Source organism: Bacteroides sp. Ga6A2 (assembly GCF_000702225.1).
In the GTDB taxonomy this organism is placed as follows: domain Bacteria; phylum Bacteroidota; class Bacteroidia; order Bacteroidales; family Bacteroidaceae; genus Ga6A1.
In genome coordinates this window covers 236927-255637 of sequence record NZ_JNKX01000001.1, presented here as the reverse complement: position 1 = coordinate 255637, position 18711 = coordinate 236927, and the positions used below count along the sequence as shown (strand labels likewise).

Below are 18711 nucleotides of genomic sequence, written 5' to 3'. Positions count from 1 at the left end.
TTAATGCTGCCCCTCGACTTGCATGTGTTAAGCCTGTAGCTAGCGTTCATCCTGAGCCAGGATCAAACTCTTCATTGTAAAATATAATTTGTTTAATTTCCTCAGCTCCGATAAATCGAATTGACAGTTCGTATCTTGTTTTTTACCCGTGAGTTAGTATTAACTAGCTCACAGCTCCTGTACTTCTTCGTCTATGTAAATCTTTCAATGAACTCTTTTTTAATTTCGCTTCCTTCACTAGTCGCTGACCTTGGCGGCTCGCCTCGTTCCCGAAAGCGAGTGCAAAGATACCGCCTTTTTCCGAACTGCCAAACTTTTTATGGAGAAAAATTGAAAAAATTACGGATTTTATGCAAAATGCAGAGATTACACATAATAAATAAAGCAATTTTACACTCAAATTTAGCAAATGTGCCTTTCACTACGAGATTTTCACAGATTCGGAAGACGTTTTTCAGAATCATCGGACAGAAAAAAACACGCAACATATGCAAAAGATACAAATCATTATGCTGACAAGAGCCTCAAAAGCGACTTTCAAGGTACGGGGAAGATACGGGGTAGCTACGGAGTAAGAACGGGGTAGCTACGGGGAAGGTTCGGAGAAGGTACGAGCAAGTAAGCCGGAAGATAGCTTCTTCATTGCAACATCCAAGCCACGCCCAAGCCGTATGTAAGCCGTACCGTCTTATCAAGGTAGCCAATCCATAGCCAATCAAAAGCCTGTCAATATAGTAAATACGTTGTCATGACAGGAACTTTATTGATTTTATGCCGAACTGACATAAATAATGCAAACAAATTTGCAAAAACGGCAACTTTTCAGTAATTTTGGTATTATATTTGCAAAATCCAAAATAAAAATTCAGGATATGGAAAAAAGCAGAATCGACATAATTGATTACATAAAAGATTTTTTCAGGTCGCACATACACAAGGAAAAAACGGATAAAAATGCCAGCACAGCTGAAAATCAGACTACGGTTTTCGAGAGCCTGCCGGCAAGCATCGTCGTGATGCCACTTCTGCGCACGCTGAACATAATCTACGAGATTGAAAACACAAACAACGAGCACGAACTCGTGTTACGATTCAGATTTCAGGACAATATGTTCATCCTGAAAGCAAACCGAAAGAGCAACGAGATAACCATCGAGTTTCCAGACATCTACACAACGAACTTCAAAAATCTGAACGCAGTAAAGAAGGTGTGCAACTCGATGAACTTCCACACTCGGATGGCCCGACTGGCATACGATTACAATCAGGAAAAGGACGAGATTTCGGTTTGGTCTATTGCCGACGGAATCATCGACACACGACTAGACAACCAACTTGTGCAACTCTACAATGTTCTGCAATATCAGTTCCAGATAAAGAATCTGTTTGCCGAATACATTGAGAAATATCTGAAGGACAATCCAGAGCCTACCGACCCTCTGTTTGCCGAGTACAAGGACAACTGCAGCGTTGCCATGCTGATGGAACACAGCATCGCCACTCAGCCAAAAGATGTTGACTACCGATTTGGAGCGAACGACAACGACATCTCGGTCAGCAAACTGATTTACATGATTACCGAGAACGTAACGGACAAGGATTTCAGGATGCTGAAGGTTGTTACCGACGAGGTTAAGTACATCAAAGATGCCAAGGAAATTGCCGAATTCGATGTTCTCTCGCCAATGATTGAGGGCAAGGGAGCCGACGCTCGCGTAGTTCGCAACCAATGCGAGATGTACGTTCAGTATCAGGATATGATGATTCCTGTCATCGTTCAGTTGATTCTCGACGACAATCAGACAATCTACTATCGTCTGTCTGTCTATCAGCCCGATACAGACATCAATCCGTTTGAACGACTCGATTTTAAAGTCGATGCCATATCGGTTGTGGTTGCCTACGAACGCACGACCGAACGCCAGAGGAAGGCTGAATTCGAATACATGTGGAAAGATGTTCAGGACAAGATAAAAGAAGGCAAGATTGATGAACTGACAAATGCGCAGAAAGCAATATACAACGTGAACAACTCGGACTGCGCATCGGATCTTTACTGGGGCGAGAAACAGTTTGAACAGAAACGCTATTTCGAGACTGTGCTTCACCTCGAAAACGTATTCAAGCATCTACAGATTGAATACGAAAATCTGAACAAAGAGTCGAAACAACTCTTCTACTCTACTTGTCTGCGTCTGGGTTTCTGCTACAACGAGATGCACATGCACAAAAAGGCTCTGTTCTATCTTGAAATCTGCGCAAACAACAGGCAGTTGAATTCTACGATTGAATACATCAACACGCTCGTAAGCAGCAAGGATTTCAGAGCATTGAAAATCATTCAGATGCTGATGGAAAACGTAAAGGAGCAGGCTCACGGAAAAAATGCCGACAGAGATTTTGTAAAGTTCTTCAAGTTTCTGCTGAGAATGAAGGGCACGGCGCTAATTAACAACGGCAAGCTCGACGAGGCTGAAAAGCTGTTCAGAAAGATGGTTGCAGACCCCGACAACCGCTCGTATGCTATGAAGGAACTCGACCATATCGAGAGCCTGAAAAGCGACGAGAATAGCAACGACAACAAGAACGAAGAAAAATAAAAAAAGAACCGCCAGGCTGAATAAACTTGGCGGTTCTCTTTTGTCAGAATCGAAAATGATTATTTCTTCTTACCCTTTGCTTCCTTAGCCTTGCGAGCCTCGATGCGCTTGTACCACTCCTCGCGTTCCTTCTTAAGGTCATATCCGCGAGCGGTGAGATAGTTGTTTATCCTACCCTTGTACTTACCGAAAACCTCATGTTTCTTCTTTGAGCTCTCGGCATCGATTGCAAGTTCGCGAGCCTCTTTAAGCCACACGAGAATCTGAGTCTTCTCCTCATCCTTCAATGACGGAATCATATCGAGGGTTGCCTTGTATGTCACGTTCACGACGTTGAAGGTTATCACGTCCTTTACCGTCTCAATCTGAGCATCGTTCAGATAGATTGAAAGAGCCGCAGGGAATGCGAAATGAGTGCGGTAGAGGGCATTGCTTGCCTCAAACTCAGCGAATCGCCTGCCTTCAGCCTTCTGAACAGCCGTCATCGTGGTATCTGCCTTGATTGCCTTCAACTTCTTGTCGCGCACATCGTAGATGTCGTTCAACTCGAAATAACGGTTTGCAATGATGTTGAGCACGTTCTGTGCCACACTCTTGTCCTTTAATTTGAGGGCATCGACAGCCTTCTGGCTTCGCTTCATAATTGTGTTGACATAAGCCGTGTCTCTGCCTTCGCTTTTCAAGTCGACGGCTGAAGCCATCAGGGTTGAAGCAACAAGTGCAATAAAAATAAAGAATCTTTTCATGTCGTTAATCATAACTTGCCTTTAGCAGCAAGAGTATCGTAATTGTTATTCAAGTTACGCCAATCGATTTTTGTCTTTGGGTCGATACCGTTGATGTACTTCTCGATGTTAGTGTAACCGTCGCCATTGCAGTCAGCATTAGCGTCTGAAGAGTCGTTAGGATTCAAACCGTTGGCAGTCTCCCACTCATCTGGCATACCGTCGCCGTCGCTGTCCTTCCAAGGCTCCCAAGCCTTATACTCTGGATAGCCTCCCATCTGACGTGGGTCTGTAATGATTCCCTGCTTGTAAGAATCCTGTGGCAGACGGCGGTGCTTGAAGAAGCCCTTCTCATTCTTAGACTTGTCGTGCAAGCCCCACATATCTCCGTAAGGATTGTCCTTAACCTTCTTCTCGTACTTGTCAACATAGTAAGCCTTTCCTGTGCGAACCTCGTCCATGATGCGCTGGTCAACGATATCACGGCAAGGGATTGTTGCACCTGCGTTATCAAGAACCCAGTTGAAAGCCTGCTCTGTGCCCATAATCTTGAGATAAGGCATCTCGAATGGCTCGTTTGAACGCATAAGAGCCTTCTCTGTCTCGTCCATCTGTCCGTCCTTATCGGCTGTCTGAATACCTCCGTTCCAATTGTCCTGAGTGATTTCAGGATAACCTTCCATGATATTTCCAACGGCATATACGCGACCGAACTGCTTGAATGGGAACAACTTCACGCTTCGGCTCTCTGACTTCACGATACGATGACCAACTGGTGTATCTTTTGGAGTAAGAGGACCCGGCTTGTAATAGTTGTTGATGAAGTTTGACATTGTTGTAAACTCACCACCATCGGCTGTTCTGTGAACCCAGTTGTAAACAACGTTGTTTATATAGTTGAACACACCACCCCATCCGATACTTGGGTTACGACCAGTATTATCGGCCCAAAGGTTACGCATGAATGTTGTATTCTCGCCACCAATTGTAGAACCGAATGCGTGGTTCCAAGTGTCGAGTGCCTTTGCTGATATACTGTTCTGTATAGTTACATTTACGGTTGGCTCCTTGCGCTTTGGCTTTCCGTCGTTAAGGTCGAACATGTGACGGTAGAATGAGATGTTCTCGTCCAATCCCCACTCGCATGAGCAATGGTCAATCATGATGTTTCCGACAGGATTACCGCCGAATGAATCCTCGCGATGCCAAACAAGTGTCTCGCCACGGCGGAAACGCATGTGACGCACGATTACGTCGTGAGTATCAACCTGAAAAGACTCGCCTGCGATTATTACGCCCTCGCCCGGAGCTGTTTGACCAGCGATTGTGATGTACGGAGCACGAACAAAGATTGGCGACTTAAGACGGATGATTCCGCTTACGTTGAAGACAACGATACGCGCACCACCCTGCTCGCAAGCCCAACGGAATGAGCCCGGACCGTCATCGGCAAGAGTAGTTACAGTTAGAACCTTACCGCCACGACCGCCGAAAGTGAACATACCGCCACCCTCGGCACCCGGAAATGCAGGAATCTTTGCCTGACGCAAATCGTATGGACGTGAAGCCCATGGCACATAAGGGCGTCCTGCCTTTGCCTCCTCTACAACGATAGGGAATGCCTTCTCCCAAGCAGAGTCGCTGTGAGCCTGCCATTCCGTTTCCAATCTCTTGATAAGCTGTTTAGCTTCGTCTGTCATCTGTGGATACTGTGCGTATGCCGACGTTGAAAACGAAGCAAGCACCAATCCAGCCAACAATTCTTTAAGTTTCATTTATATCCTATAAAAAAGTTATCCAAAAAGGGGGCGGGACAAAGAGTGTGAGCCGCCCCCGTATTATCAATCGCCTAATTTTTCTGTTTATTCAGCCAACGGGTCGAACGTACCGTTTTCACCGCCATTGTTGTAATCGCCCCAACCAATAGTCTGTGGCAATGTCTGGTTACTGCTCATGGCACTCTGATAGAAGCCAAGGAAGTAGTATTTTGGTCGGAAGTTGATGTACAACTCAGCATGATTTGAGTCGAACGCATCCCCCTTCTTCTTCTTGCGGACAAGATTTGCCTGATAGAACTCCTTCAATGCAGAAAGTTGCTTCCCGAATTCGTCAGCCGACTTACGGAAATCTACGGCAGCTGGACGAGCAACATTTGCAAGTGGGTCTGGTGAGATAACCTCGTCACCACTTGTCTTCCATGCTGTCTCGCCAAGACCTTTGTTGATATCATTGCTTACACGGAACTCCATGTTGTCGCGACGCTGTCCGTTAAGCGGAGTGAAGCCGAGATAGTTGCAAGTGTTTCCGCCCCAGCCTGTAAGTGTCCATGAACTTGGAGCACCTTCAACCTTGCCAGTACCGCCATCAAACAACATCCAGCGGCGAAGGTCATCAAAACGCTTGCCTTCGTATGCCAACTCAATCTGACGCTCGTAGAGGATAGCCGACATACAAGCAGCCTGATTAGATGTGAGGTCATCCTGCAAACCATAGTTTCCTTCGCTTGTATAACCCACGCGAGCACGGATTCTCTTCAACAAGCTAACCGCATAATTCTTATCGCCTGCGCCACAAGCAGCCTCGGCAAGGTTAAGAAGAACCTCGGCATAACGAATCTCGAGATAAGGAGCTGCGCTATACTTGAAGCCGACACTCTGGCTGAAGTTGTAAAGAGGACTTGAATTTACATCAAGATCGTCGGTACGCTTGCGGACATACATACCCTTAGCATTGCCAAGAAGGTTGTCGGCACCGTAAGTATTGCCGCTCTCCACGTTGTCACGGTCGCTCTCGCTGTTATACCAAACATAATTCCAAAGTTCATAGTTCTGACCAACGTATGGATTGTGGTTCTCAGAACCTGTTGGGTCGCCGCTGAATGCCCAGCGTACACCTGGGAATGCAAATGTACGGTAAAAACGAGGATCGCGGTCCATAAACGGATACTCGCTGTCGTAAGAATAGTTTGACGAGCCGTTAAGGAGTGTGTAAGTAGCAAGATTAGCCGGCTTCTTACCGTCCTTCATTGGGAACAAGTCTACAATCATAGCCGATGGAGTCTTACCGCCACCGCCCTGTGCGTTTGAAGGGCGAATGCCATTCTCCCAGCCATTATTACGGCTATAATCAGGAGTACCACCAGATGCTATATTGTTGTAGAGAGAAACGAACACAGCCTCTGGGTTATTGTCTCTTGTAGAGAAGATGCTTGCCCAGCCCGATGCGTTCACACCCGGATTTGTCTCGTTTGCAAGTCCGTATCCGCAACTGTTGATTGTCTCCAAATCAGCCTTCATTGTATCGTATGCCTTCTGATATCTTGACACATCGTTTGAACGGTTGAATATCGGACTTGCCCATAGCAGAAGCACTCTGCCTTTAAGAGCGAGGGCTGTACCTGATGTTACACGACCATAGTCGTCGTTCTTTTTCCAACCGCCGTCTGTTGTGAACGGTGCAAGCATCTCGGCAGACTTATTGAGGTCTGAGCAGATAAACTCGATGCACTCCTTTGTTGTTGAACGTGGAGTAACCGAAGAAGCCACAGGATTCTGCACCTCGGTGATGATTGGCACACCTCCGTACCACTTTACAAGGTTGTAGTAGCACCATGCACGGAAGAAGTAAACCTGTCCGAGCAACTGATTCTTCTCGTCGGCAGATAGAGTGCTTCCCTCGATACCTGCTATACAGTCGTTGATGTTACGGATTCTACCCCACACAGACTGCTGAATGTTGTTTCCCTGATTGTGGAAATAGTCAGGAACGGGATTCTCACCGCTCTTGTATGTAAGTTCGTTTTCAGGATTTACAAAAACGCTGAAACCGCTGTACTCCTCGGTTGACTTTGACTGGTCGTCTGCCAAACCTGTACAATTGTACTTCCAACTGCAATTTGCATTGGCATCAGGCAAGCTCCACGCATACACGTCGGAAACACGTGCGCTGGCACCGGCAAAGTCGTTGTATGCCTCAACAGAAACATTGTCATAGTTCTTCTTCTCCTCAAGGAAGTCGTCGCTACACGAAGAGAATGAGATAGCAGCAGCAAAGGCTACGCTAAACAGACATATATTATTTTTTTTCATAATTCTCAACTAAATGTTTTTAGAATGAAAGATTCAAACCGAATGTGAACTTTCTAAGTGTTGGATAAGCACCGTAAGTTGTTGATGGATCCATGAAGTTATCTGGATATGGGTTGTAAAGATTCAGCAGATTCTGACCTGTGATGTTTACTCTACAACTGTTTACACCAAGCTTAGAAATATACTTTGTCGGAACATTATATGCAACAGTCAGACGGTTAAGACGAACTCTTGCGCCGCTTACTCTCCAGAATGTAGATGTTACGCTATTGATGCTTGAATATGCAAGGTTTGGATATTTTGCATTGCGGTTCTCAGCAACTACAAGGTTGCCGCTTGCATCGTAAACATCCTCGTAAGAGTACATGTTGTCTACGTTCCAGAACGATGGCATGTTCTGATATTCGATAGCATCGTCGCTGCTCAACTTCAACGCTGCGGTAGGAACCACGCTGTAGCCACCCCAGCTTGCATTAGCCTGAAGACTTACAGAGAGTCTCTTCCACTCGCCAGAAAGGTTGAGTGTGAAGCCGTAAGGATTTGCACGGTTAGAAATCTGAACCTGATCGTTGTCCTTATCTACTATACCATCAGGACCGGCATAAGTACCGTCAGCCTGCTGAGCACCACGAACATCCTTGTATATGAGCATACCCGGACGAACCTGATCTTTTGTCTTGCCCATGTAAGACTTGATGTTGTACTTCTCAAAGTACTCCTCGATGTCTTGGAAGCTGCGGAACATACCGATGCACTGCATACCCCATGTACCCAAGTCTGTACGATGACCATAAACCAACTGACGATAGATGTTCTCTGTCTCCCAGTCCATCTCAAGAACCTTGTTGTCTGAGTAGCCTGTATTGATGCCAATCTTATACTTGAAGTCCTTGCCAATCTTGTCTCTCCATGACAATGACACATCAACACCATAACTGTTCATCTTACCGTAGTTAACCTTTGCACTCTGTGTACCAACTGTGCCCGGAACTGTTGCCGAGTAGTTGAGAAGCATTTCTCTATCCCACTGCTTGTACCAGTCTACATCAACAGACAAACGGCTGTCGAGGAACTTCAAGTCAACACCGATATTTGCCTTGTACGACTTATCCCAGTGAGCATCACGGTTAACCGCCGAATTATTCTTGTTAAGAGTGATGTGGTTTCCGGCATTCTGGTTTGTTCCGTAGCCGAATACAGCACCCTTATCCTTATCTGTTGCATAAGTCTGCATCCACTGCCATGCTGTTGTGTTGTCACGACCAGTAAGACCGCCCGATGCACGAACCTTTACATAGTTAAGCCATGAAATCTTGTCCTTGAACCACTCTTCGTTAGAGAGAACCCAACCTCCAGATACAGAAGGGAAGAATCCGCGATAGTTCTCAGGAGCGAACTTGATAGACGAGTCTGAACGGAACAGAGCCTCTAACAAGTAAGTATCGTTGTAAGCATAGTTTACACGACCGATATAAGAGAATGTACCAGACTCAGAACGTGTAAATGTTGTAGAAGACTGGCTCTCTGAAGTAACTGAGTTTGACTGACCAGTTGTGAATGAGTAAGGGCTTGTTACATAACCATACAGATACTCACTCTCTGCCTCAGATCTTTCTACTGAGAACAATGCACCAACATGGTGTGAACCGAAGTCGCGGTTATAAGTAATATTGAAGTTCAACTGATAGTTGTCTGTACGGCTCATGTTTCTTGACAAATAGCCGTTGTCGCCACCGTTGTAGATTTCAGCACCCTTATTTGCAAGAAGGAAGTTGCTTGATGCCATAAGTGCCTCATAAGACTCGGCATCGCCAACCTGAGTGTAAAGGTGGTTACCGCTTCCGGCACGCTCATTCATATAATACAACTTGTAACTTGAACCATACTGGTTGTTCTTGTCGGTAGAGATACTCTTAGAGTAGTTCAACTTCATCTTCAAACCAGCAAGAGGCTTGTACCAGCCGAAATCATACTCGATGTTTGCACCGATGTTGATGTTTGACGATACTGTGCGAGTATAGTCGCCAGAGTTCTGAAGAGTATAGAATGAATAATTCTGGTCTGAGTTCTTCTCCTCGTTTGAAACGCCGTAAGCAGCAATTGCATAGCCGTTTACAGACTCAGGAATGTAGCGTGGATGAGTGAGCAGAAGGTTGTAGTCCTTCTCGTCGTTTGTACCGCCAACCTTTACGTTCGGCTTGTTCTTCTTTCCGTAGTCGCCAGAGATTGTAAGACCAGCCTTCATCCACTTAGAGAGTTTGAAGTCAACGCCTACACGGTAATTCCAGCGGTCGTAGTCGAGGCGACCAAGGTTACCGTCCTGATCGAAGTAAGAGATGCTTGCGAAGTATCCAGCACGATCTGTTGCGCCATTAACATTAACGCTGTGCTTCATTGTGAAGGCAGAACTCCAGTACTTGTCGAGCAAGTCGTAGTTAAGACTCTTCATTGCAGCAAGTTCGTCTGCTTGGAAAAGGTCGAGTTTATTGTTCAGGTTCTGAAGATTTGTAGGGTCGGCAGCCTTTACTGCATTGTACAGACGACCATACTGATAAGCGTCGAGCATCTTGGCACGAGCCATCTCGTCGGTGAAACCAATCTCACCACGGTACGAAACCTTTGGAGCGCCAACGTTGCTACCACGCTTAGTTGTTACAAGGATAACACCATTTGCAGCACGAGCACCATAAACAGCAGCTGCGGCATCCTTCAACACAGAGATGCTCTCGATTTCAGAAGCGTCGAGGTTGTTGAATGCAGTTGCACCCATGTTCTCGTTGGTGTTACCAACCTTTATATCGTTTGGATAGATGTAACCGTCGATTACATACAATGGCTCGAGCGATGAACCGCCAACGCTTGCAAGAGCGTCGTTGTTACGGATGTAGATTGTAGCGTTCTCGCCCGGACGAGCGTTACCACCGCTTACGCTAACACCCGAAATCATACCGCTGAGGGTTGATGCCAAGTTGCCAGATGAAAGATCCTGAATCTGATCCATTGGCACAGTCTCGATTGCGCCGGTGAGGTGAGCCTTCTTCTGAGAGCCGTAACCTACAACCACAACGTCTTCCAACTGGTTGGCATCCTCCTTAAGCATGATTCGTGCTCCCGGAGTAACGCTCTGCAACTTCTCTGGCAGATAGCCCACATAAGATATTTCGATAGTTTTTCCGGCAGGAACCTCGATTACGAAGTTACCTTCGATGTCGGTAATAGTACCTGTTGACGCGCCTACCACCTTGACAGAAGCACCAATCAGAGGGTCGCCCGACTCATCAACTACTGTACCTTTGAAAGTACGCATTTTCTGTGCCATTGCCGGCAGAGCCAGAACAATAAGGCAGATGCATACAAACAATCTGATTATATGTTTCGTATTCATATTTTTTGTTCAATTATATTGTGTAGTTACTTATACCATCTTGGATCGCCACTCTTGTTCTGATTTGCCACACTTCCTGTTGGAGTGAAGTCGACACCGCCGTTTGTTGCAGTCAAATCCAATTCCTTAGACCAGTCTGTAAAGCCCTGAACTTCTTCTGTAGCATATTTTTCCTTATCTGTAGAATCTACTCCATTAGTAATACCACATATAGTATTTCCCTTAACAGTCTTTATATAATTATTGTGGATTAACTTGTTAATACGGAATACATCCTCGAAGATATTATAGCAACAAGAAATAGAAATAGTACTAACAGTTGAAATATTATTTGCAAAATCCTTGCCTGTCATTGTTCGACAGAATGTATTATGCTCTATTACGTAAGAACCGGTTTGATCAGAATCACCGAATATCTTCTTAGGCTGAGCATTTGAAGAGTTACTGTAACGGAGGAAATAAGCAGAACTGTTCTCCTGAATATTATAGAATGTACTGTTTCTGATAGTGAAGTTCTTAATCAGTCCATTACTTGCACCATGAAGATTGATAACAGTACTACTTCCTGAATTGTTAAGCTGAACAATACAGCCTGTTATTCTGAAATCGTACAAGCTCCAGTTCTTCTTGTTTCCATAAAGGAAACTCTTTGGAACATTCTTGAAGTTACAATCCTGAATAACAACAGGGTCGACGATTACATATCCATCCTGATTTGCACCAAGAGCCTTGTAACCGAGAGCCTCGGTAGTGATTGATGCGCATCTTGCAGAATCTGCTGCATTTGCCAGCTTGCCAAGACCAATAACGCCGTCTTCGGCAGTCATTGCAGTACAATCAACATTGATGTACTTCATCTTGAAGCCAGCCTGAATCATGAAACCGCCGTTCTCGCCAATCTTGATGATTGAGCGCGAGTTCTTGTCGCCGCGCAATGTTACCTTGTTCATCTTGAAATCAGCAAGCGAATTCATTGTGTACTCGGCGCCGCCCTTTAACTCGAACACCTGCTCCTCGCTTGATGAGTTAGGAAGGTTGTTGTTGATGTACTCGGCAATGTCGGTGCCCTCTGGAATAAGAGTTGCAGGAACGTATGTGCTGTAAACATACTGTCCGGCAGCCTCAGAATCGGTATTGCCGTCCTTGCCGCCAAGAGCAAGAACAGACACGCTGTACTTTGTATCCTCTTCCTTAAGGAAGGTTACGCTGCAGCCATCGACAATGCTATCGCCGATAACCTTTATCGGACGGGTTGGGTCGTCGACCTTAGAAACATTTACAGAATAGCCATTGGCTCCGTAAACAACGGGCCATGTTAGCTTTACGCTCTCTGTGCCATCAGAATTTGTCAATGTAGAGAAGCAATTAGCATCAATAGCAGGTGTTGCAAGAACCGAGTTGCTCACGCCGCTTGTAAATGATTCATCATTGTCAAAACCTTGATTGCACGATGCTAAAAGTGCGCAAATAGCCAGACTGATGAGTCCGCTACGCATAACTTCTTTTTTACGCCTCATGGTTTTTAATTATAAAGTTATATATGTAATTATTAGTTTTATTTCTCACAATTGCTACAAATAGCCTTGACAAATATATACAATGTTTTCTAAAAAACTACTTTTTCGCCTTTTTTTTCTCGCTTTGCAGTTTTTTATAGTACGCGCTGTACATTTGCTTCCAGTTTCTGCCGTGCGTGTTGAAGTAGTCCTCGCACTTGTCTTTGTACATGCCAAAGATTTCAGAGATTTCCTTCATGCTCTTGAAATCGATGGCACGTTCGCGCGCCTCCTTCAGCAGTCTGAGGCATTCTGCCTCTTCCTCGGCTGTCATGTCTGGAACAATCGCCTTGTATCCCTTTAGGGTGAAGGCTACTTTTCCTACTGTATATTTGTCAAGAATTTGTTCTACCTGTTGTTCGGTAAGGATTGCCCTCAAGCCTTCCATCAAATCGGTGTGATAGTGCTTTGGCTGAGCGGCATCGGCAATAATCTTGCGGTCTACGTTGCGAAGGGTTTCGCCCGTGCGCGGATTGATGCCGGCAGGCACGGTAGTGTATGGATGCGAGTTGTGCCACTCAGTTACTCTCTTCAGGTGAGTTGCGATGAGCTTCTCGACCTTTGCGGTCTTCTCGGCATCGTTTAGCTGAAGAGACTCAGCCCAGTCATTAGCCTTCTTGTCGAGTCCTGCCATCCAACGCAGGTCGAAATACATCTGCTTGTCGAAGTATTTTGTAATCTCGGCAACCGAGCGGACTGCGTTTGCAGGAAGTTTCTCGCCGTTCTTTCCGAAGCTGTACATATTTTCGAAAGGCTCGATTGTGACCTTGCTCTCGTCCATCTTGCTTGCATCAAGTCCGAATACCTTTGCAAAGAAATCGTAAACTGGCTTACGTTTGTTTGGTCCGAAATCGTGTACCTCGGTTGGAAGATGTGTGCCGTAAACATTGTCGGCTGCATCGTAGAACGAATAGATTTTCTTGATGTAAGGAAGTTCTGTCTCGGGAACGGTACTTGTCCAGTCTTTTCCGTCGGAAACGATGAGCAATGGCTTTGGAGCGAATGCGGCAGCAAGCTCGGCGTTGCATGTTCCGCCAGCCGATGTCATCACAGGCAATCCGCTCTCGCAAGGGCATCCGCCGTCGAAATGAGCAGACAGGCTTACAACTGGAGCCGCAGCCGTGAATCTGTCATCAAGAACCGTAAGCATAACGGTCTGAGTGCCTCCGCCCGAACCACCGTTTACGCCTATTCGCTTGGCATCGATATCCTTTCGCGAAGCCAGCATATAGTTAAGCAACGCTATGGCATTTGCATTCTGAAGAACATGAGCCATGCTGCTCTGGTGCGACTTGCCCACCTGAAGTTCAGACTCGCCCCAACCAAACAAATCAAAGTCTACGCACACGGCTCCCATTCGGGCAAGAACGCCCATGCGCTGCTGCTGGTCCTTACGGTAGCGTCCGTTGCCGAAATGTCCGTTAGGACAGATAATCAAAGCATGCTTGCCCTTGGTTGAAGGAGCGTAAACGGTACCGCACACGTAAAGCCCCGGCAAAGTCTCGAGCGCGATGTTCTGCGCCGAATATCCGTCGTACTTGCGAACTTTTGAAAGTATTACGTTTGGTTTCTGTACGAATTTGCCCATAACAGAGTCGATGCCCAGATGCTGGCGCACCTCGGCACGGAGTTGTTCCCTGCGCTTGTCAAATTCTTCTTTGTTTGAATAAAGTTTCTGCAAATAAGCAATCAGTCGCTCGCCGTCTTCGTCTGTGCGGCGCGAATACTCGTAGGATTTAATCTTATAGAGTTTATCGTTCTGCTTTACGGGTACAAAATCGAACGGAGCAAGTATATTTAGTAAAGTTTCATCTATCGAATATTGTCTTATACGCTGAGGAGCGTAATTAACTACAAGCCCTGTAGTATCAACATTAAATTTTAATCTTACCCCAAAACTCTTTGAAACCTCATCAAGAACTTTTCCCAAAGGCTGAGCAAACTTGTTTTCTGTGCTAAGATGCTGTGCATTAGCCCCTGATACAGAAAGACAAGCTACCGCCATAGCCATCAATGTATTTCTATTCATGTTATAATTAGTAGGTTCTTATTGTCCGTGCAAAAATAACATATTATTTTATATTTTAAAGTTAATCTTAAAAAAATATCAAAAAAACTGCACCCCTTTTTATGACAGGAGCACAGTTTTTAGTTGTTGGTTGTTATTATGTTTTGTTTTATCTATATTACTTAAGCCCAGCCTTCAGACTTTTGATAACGGCCGAGTTGAATCCGCAATGGTCGAGTTCGTTCAAGCCCTTTATCGTTACGCCGCCGGGAGTTGTAACTTTGTCGATGGCTTCTTCGGGATGCCACCCGGTTTCCTTCAGGAGAGAAACTGCGCCCTGCATGGTCTGCAACGCAATCTGCTTTGCCTGCTGAGGATAGAAGCCCATCTCGCAACCGCCTTCCATCTGCGCGCGGATGTAGCGCATAACGTAGGCGATGCCGCAACTTGCCATCATCATTCCCGGACCAACAAGATTCTCGGTAACGACGAGTGTGTCGCCACACAAATCGTACAAAGCCTTGACCTTTGCAAGACTGTCGTCGCTTGCGTCCTTGCCCTTTGCCAAGAAGTTCATGCTTGCGCCAAATTCGGCAGCGATGTTTGGAATGGCATAGAAGAACTGCCCTGCTGCGCCGAGTTGTTCTGCCAGTTTCTCGGTTGTGTAGTTTGCAGCATCCGATACGATTATCTGGCTATCAAGATTGAGCGATGGCTTGATTTCATCGAGCACAAGCGGCATCAGCCAAGGCTTAACCACGAGCACAACGATTTCTGCGCCTTTTACGGCTGCCACGTTGTCGGTTGTGGCGTTTATACCCGGATATGTTTTCTTGAACTTATCGAGAAGTGCCTCGTTCTTGTCGGCAATAGTAAGGCTTTCGACCTTACCGCTCTTAGCCCATCCGTGAATGAGCGCACCGCCCATATTTCCGGCACCGATTACAGCAATTTTCATATTTTTACAATGCTTTTTTTAGTCGTTCAATAAAGTCGTCGGCCTCCTGCTTTGTCAGACACAACGGCGGAAGCAGTCGAAGCACGTTTGTTCCGCTACAGCCTGTAAAGCAATGCAGTTCCTTGACCAGTTTGTTGCGCACCTCCTTGTAAGGGATGTCGAGCTCGATGCCAATCATCAAGCCCATACCTCTAACCTCAACGACGTGCGGAAGATTCTCGCTCTTGAGTCTGTTGATAAGGTACTCGCCCACCTCGGCAGCATTCTGCACAAGGTTCTCGCTTTCCATAACATCGAGCACGGCAAGAGCTGAAGAGCAAGCCAGATGGTTTCCGCCGAAAGTTGTGCCAAGCTGTCCGTAAACCGGAGTGAACTTTGGAGAGATGAGCAATCCCGACATTGGGAAACCGTTTCCGATACCCTTAGCCACGGTAATCAAATCGGGCTTCACGCCGAAATGCTGATGAGCGAAGAACTTGCCCGAACGACCGTATCCACATTGAATCTCGTCGCAGACAAGAACGGTGTTGTACTCATCGCATACTTTGCGCAACTCCTTCATGAACTCTTCGGTAACGACGCGGATTCCACCCACGCCCTGAATACATTCGATGATTACGGCACAGACATCGCCTTTCGCAATCTCTTTTCTGAATGCCTCGATATCGTTTATCGGAAGATAAGTAACGTGGCCGTTGGCGTTGATTGGGGCGATAATCTTTGGATTATTAGTAACCTCGACAGCCAGCGATGTTCGGCCGTGGAAAGCCTTCTCGAAAGAAAGGACGCGAGTTCTGCCGTTGTAGAACGATGCAAGTTTCAGCGCGTTCTCGTTAGCCTCGGCACCCGAGTTTATCAGGAACAACTGATAATCTTCGTAGCCCGAAATCTTGCCAAGACGCTCAGCCAGTTCTCTCTGCAACTTGTTGATAACAGAGTTTGAGTAGAAGCCGAGTTTGTTAAGTTGCTCTGTTACCTTCTCAACATAGTGAGGATGGCAATGACCGATGCTTATAACGGCATGACCTCCGTAAAGGTCGAGATACTCCTGTCCGTTTTCGTCCCAGACCTTGCATCCCTTGCCTTTAACTATATTTACGTCGAATAGTGGATATACGTCGAATAGATTCATTTTTTCTTTGTTTTTAGAATGCCGATGATTTCAGATTCAATCCAGCTTTCTCGTCGAGGCTGAACATGATGTTCATATTCTGGACTGCCTGACCAACTGCGCCCTTCAGCAAATTGTCAATCATAGATGTGATTACAGCCTTGTTGCCGAATTTATCGACATGAACAAGAGCCTTGTTTGTGTTTACAACCTGCTTTAAGTCGAGTGCCTTGTCGCTATAGTGAGTAAAGGCTGAATCGTTGTAGAATGTACGGTACAACTCGGCAAGTTGCTCGGCCGACGGATTTGTGGCAGAGCCTTCCTCGCCGTCGAACTTGACAACCTCGGTACAGAATATTCCGCGAGAGAAATCGCCGCGGTAAGGTATGAAATCTACCGTGATGTCGCCCTCGATAGGCTGCTCAACAAGCGTGTCTACAACCTTCGGAGCATCGGCAGGACTGATATTGTTAAGCGACTGGCAAATCTCGTGCAGATGCTGGTGAGTGAATACCTTGTAGATGCTCATATTATCTGTTCGCCATGAGAAGTGCGTTGTTGCGCTTGGCTTCTGTCCTGCTCCGGTAGAGCCTGTGATGGCATTAACCGCAACATCGTGCTTTAGCAAGCCAGCCTTGGCAAGCGGAAGCAGTCCCAACTGAATACAAGTTGCAAAACAGCCCGGATTGGCAAGATGCTTGCAACTGCTTATCAAGCCTTTGTGTATCTCGGGCAGACCGTAGACATAATCGTGCGTTGGAGCGGCTATGCGGAAATCCTGAGCGAGGTCGATAATCTTAACATCCTCGGGAATGGTGTGTTCCTTCAGGAAAGCCTCGCTCTTGCCATGACCGAAACAGAAGAAAACCACATCAACCTCGTCGAAAGGCATTTCGGCCGTAAATTCCATATCGGTCTCGCCTATCAAACCGCCGTGAACATCGGTAATCTTGTTGCCTGCGTTCGACTCGCTGTTGGCAAACACAATGTTTACGAAAGGATGGTTAAGCAGAAGGCGGATGAGTTCTCCGCCCGTATAGCCGGCAGCACCTAAAATTCCAACGTTTACCATTATCTCTCTTCGTTTGGATGAGCCAAATAGTAAGCGCGCAATGCTGTTGAGCTTACCTTAATGAATCCCTTGGCATCTTCTGAACTCCAAGCCTTTGCAGTCTCGCCATACTCGCCAAGTTTGTTCTTCACAAGGTCGTTTGGTGAGTCAACGCCAACTGTCTGGAATCCGAGAGGACGAAGTTCGAGAGTTACTTCTCCGGTAACGTTTCTCTGGCTACTTGTAAGCATAGCCTCGATATCTGGCATAACAGGCTCAAGATACTGGCTCTCGTGTAAGAACATTCCGTACCAGTTTGCAACCTGATCCTTCCAATACTGCTGCCACTTTGACAGAGTGTACTTCTCAAGGAAGCGGTGTGCGCCGATGATAAGCATTGGAGCGGCAGCCTCGAAGCCCACACGTCCCTTGATGCCGATGATTGTATCGCCTACATGACAGTCGCGACCGATGCCGTATGCAGCGCCAATCTCTTCTACTGCCTGAATAGCCTTGATTTTGTCGTCGTACTTAACGCCGTTTACTGATGAAAGTTCGCCCTTCTCAAAGCCGAGCTTCAAGATTTCAGGACCTTCTTTTGTAACGTGCTTCAAATATGCTGATTCTGGCAATCCCTGCTTGCTGTCGAGAATCTCGCCGCCGCAGATTGATGTGCCCCAGATTCCAACGTTGTAAGAATACTTCAGCTTTGTGAAATCGGCAAAATAGCCGTTCTTGTTAAGATAGTCGACCTCTTCCTGACGGCTTAGGTTGCCGTCGCGTGTAAGAGTGATGATTTCGACTCCCGGAGCCATTACGAGGAATGTCATGTCGAAACGAATCTGGTCGTTTCCTGCTCCTGTTGAGCCGTGAGCGATGGCATCTGCGCCTATCTCGCGAGCGTAGCGCGCAATGGCAAGAGCCTGAAAAATACGTTCAGAGCTTACAGAGATAGGGTAACAGTTGTTACGGAGAACGTTTCCGTAGACCATGTATTTAAGACTCTTCTCGTAGTATTCCTTAGTAACATCGAGGGTTACATACTCCTTTGCTCCAAGTTTGTATGCGTTCTCCTCGTTTGCTTTCAACTGCTCTGGGCTGAAGCCGCCTGTGTTGGCACATGCAGCATAAACTTCGTAACCCTTTTCCTTTGCAAGATACATTACAGTATATGAGGTGTCAAGACCTCCACTGAATGCAACAACAACTTTCTTCTTTGCTTCCATATC

11 protein-coding genes and 1 rRNA gene are annotated in these 18711 nt (G+C 46.3%); 1 reads left to right on the top strand and 11 read right to left on the bottom strand.

What is annotated here, in order from left to right; translation table 11 throughout:
* A 16S ribosomal RNA gene (locus T538_RS0100990) occupies positions 1–78 on the bottom strand; the annotation flags it as partial.
* Between the two features lie 794 nt (positions 79–872).
* On the opposite strand from T538_RS0100990, the gene T538_RS0100980 reads away from it, so the two are divergent.
* Positions 873–2600 carry a hypothetical protein gene (locus T538_RS0100980; RefSeq protein ID WP_031531737.1) on the top strand — a complete coding sequence of 576 codons (1728 nt, stop codon included), beginning with the start codon at positions 873–875 and terminating at the stop codon, positions 2598–2600.
* A 59-nt stretch (positions 2601–2659) separates the two neighbouring features.
* On the opposite strand, the gene T538_RS0100975 is transcribed toward T538_RS0100980, so the two are convergent.
* The 10 genes from T538_RS0100975 to T538_RS0100930 all read right to left on the bottom strand — a co-directional run bounded on the left by T538_RS0100975 (position 2660) and on the right by T538_RS0100930 (position 18708).
* Complete coding sequence (locus T538_RS0100975; protein WP_031531735.1) at positions 2660–3346, bottom strand: DUF3826 domain-containing protein; 687 nt, start codon at positions 3344–3346, stop codon at positions 2660–2662.
* Positions 3347–3354: 8 nt separating this feature from the next.
* The gene (locus T538_RS0100970; RefSeq protein WP_031531734.1) at positions 3355–5100 is read right to left on the bottom strand and encodes a polysaccharide lyase; all 1746 of its coding nucleotides are present in this window, start codon (positions 5098–5100) and stop codon (positions 3355–3357) included.
* 87 nt (positions 5101–5187) lie between these two features.
* Positions 5188–7413, bottom strand: a complete 2226-nt coding sequence (locus T538_RS0100965) for a RagB/SusD family nutrient uptake outer membrane protein (protein WP_031531733.1) — start codon at positions 7411–7413, stop codon at positions 5188–5190.
* A 19-nt stretch (positions 7414–7432) separates the two neighbouring features.
* A complete protein-coding gene (locus tag T538_RS0100960) occupies positions 7433–10798 on the bottom strand; it encodes a SusC/RagA family TonB-linked outer membrane protein (RefSeq protein ID WP_031531732.1) in 3366 nt (1121 codons plus the stop codon).
* A gap of 26 nt (positions 10799–10824) precedes the next feature.
* Positions 10825–12315 (bottom strand): DUF4992 family lipoprotein, encoded by a 1491-nt coding sequence (locus T538_RS0100955; protein WP_031531731.1) that lies wholly within the window; start codon positions 12313–12315, stop codon positions 10825–10827.
* Positions 12316–12412: 97 nt separating this feature from the next.
* On the bottom strand, positions 12413–14383 hold the full coding sequence (locus T538_RS0100950; RefSeq protein ID WP_031531730.1) for a DUF3826 domain-containing protein: 1971 nt from the start codon (positions 14381–14383) through the stop codon (positions 12413–12415).
* Positions 14384–14540: 157 nt separating this feature from the next.
* Positions 14541–15320 carry a pyrroline-5-carboxylate reductase family protein gene (locus T538_RS0100945; protein ID WP_031531729.1) on the bottom strand — a complete coding sequence of 260 codons (780 nt, stop codon included), beginning with the start codon at positions 15318–15320 and terminating at the stop codon, positions 14541–14543.
* Between the two features lie 4 nt (positions 15321–15324).
* Complete coding sequence (locus T538_RS0100940; RefSeq protein ID WP_031531728.1) at positions 15325–16452, bottom strand: aspartate aminotransferase family protein; 1128 nt, start codon at positions 16450–16452, stop codon at positions 15325–15327.
* A gap of 13 nt (positions 16453–16465) precedes the next feature.
* On the bottom strand, positions 16466–17503 hold the full coding sequence (argC, locus tag T538_RS0100935; RefSeq protein ID WP_031531727.1) for an N-acetyl-gamma-glutamyl-phosphate reductase: 1038 nt from the start codon (positions 17501–17503) through the stop codon (positions 16466–16468).
* Positions 17503–18708: an argininosuccinate synthase gene (locus T538_RS0100930; RefSeq protein WP_031531726.1), complete on the bottom strand. Its 1206-nt coding sequence runs from the start codon at positions 18706–18708 to the stop codon at positions 17503–17505. The genes argC and T538_RS0100930 overlap by 1 nt, the downstream gene beginning before the upstream one ends.
* Between the last annotated feature and the right edge of the window lie 3 nt (positions 18709–18711).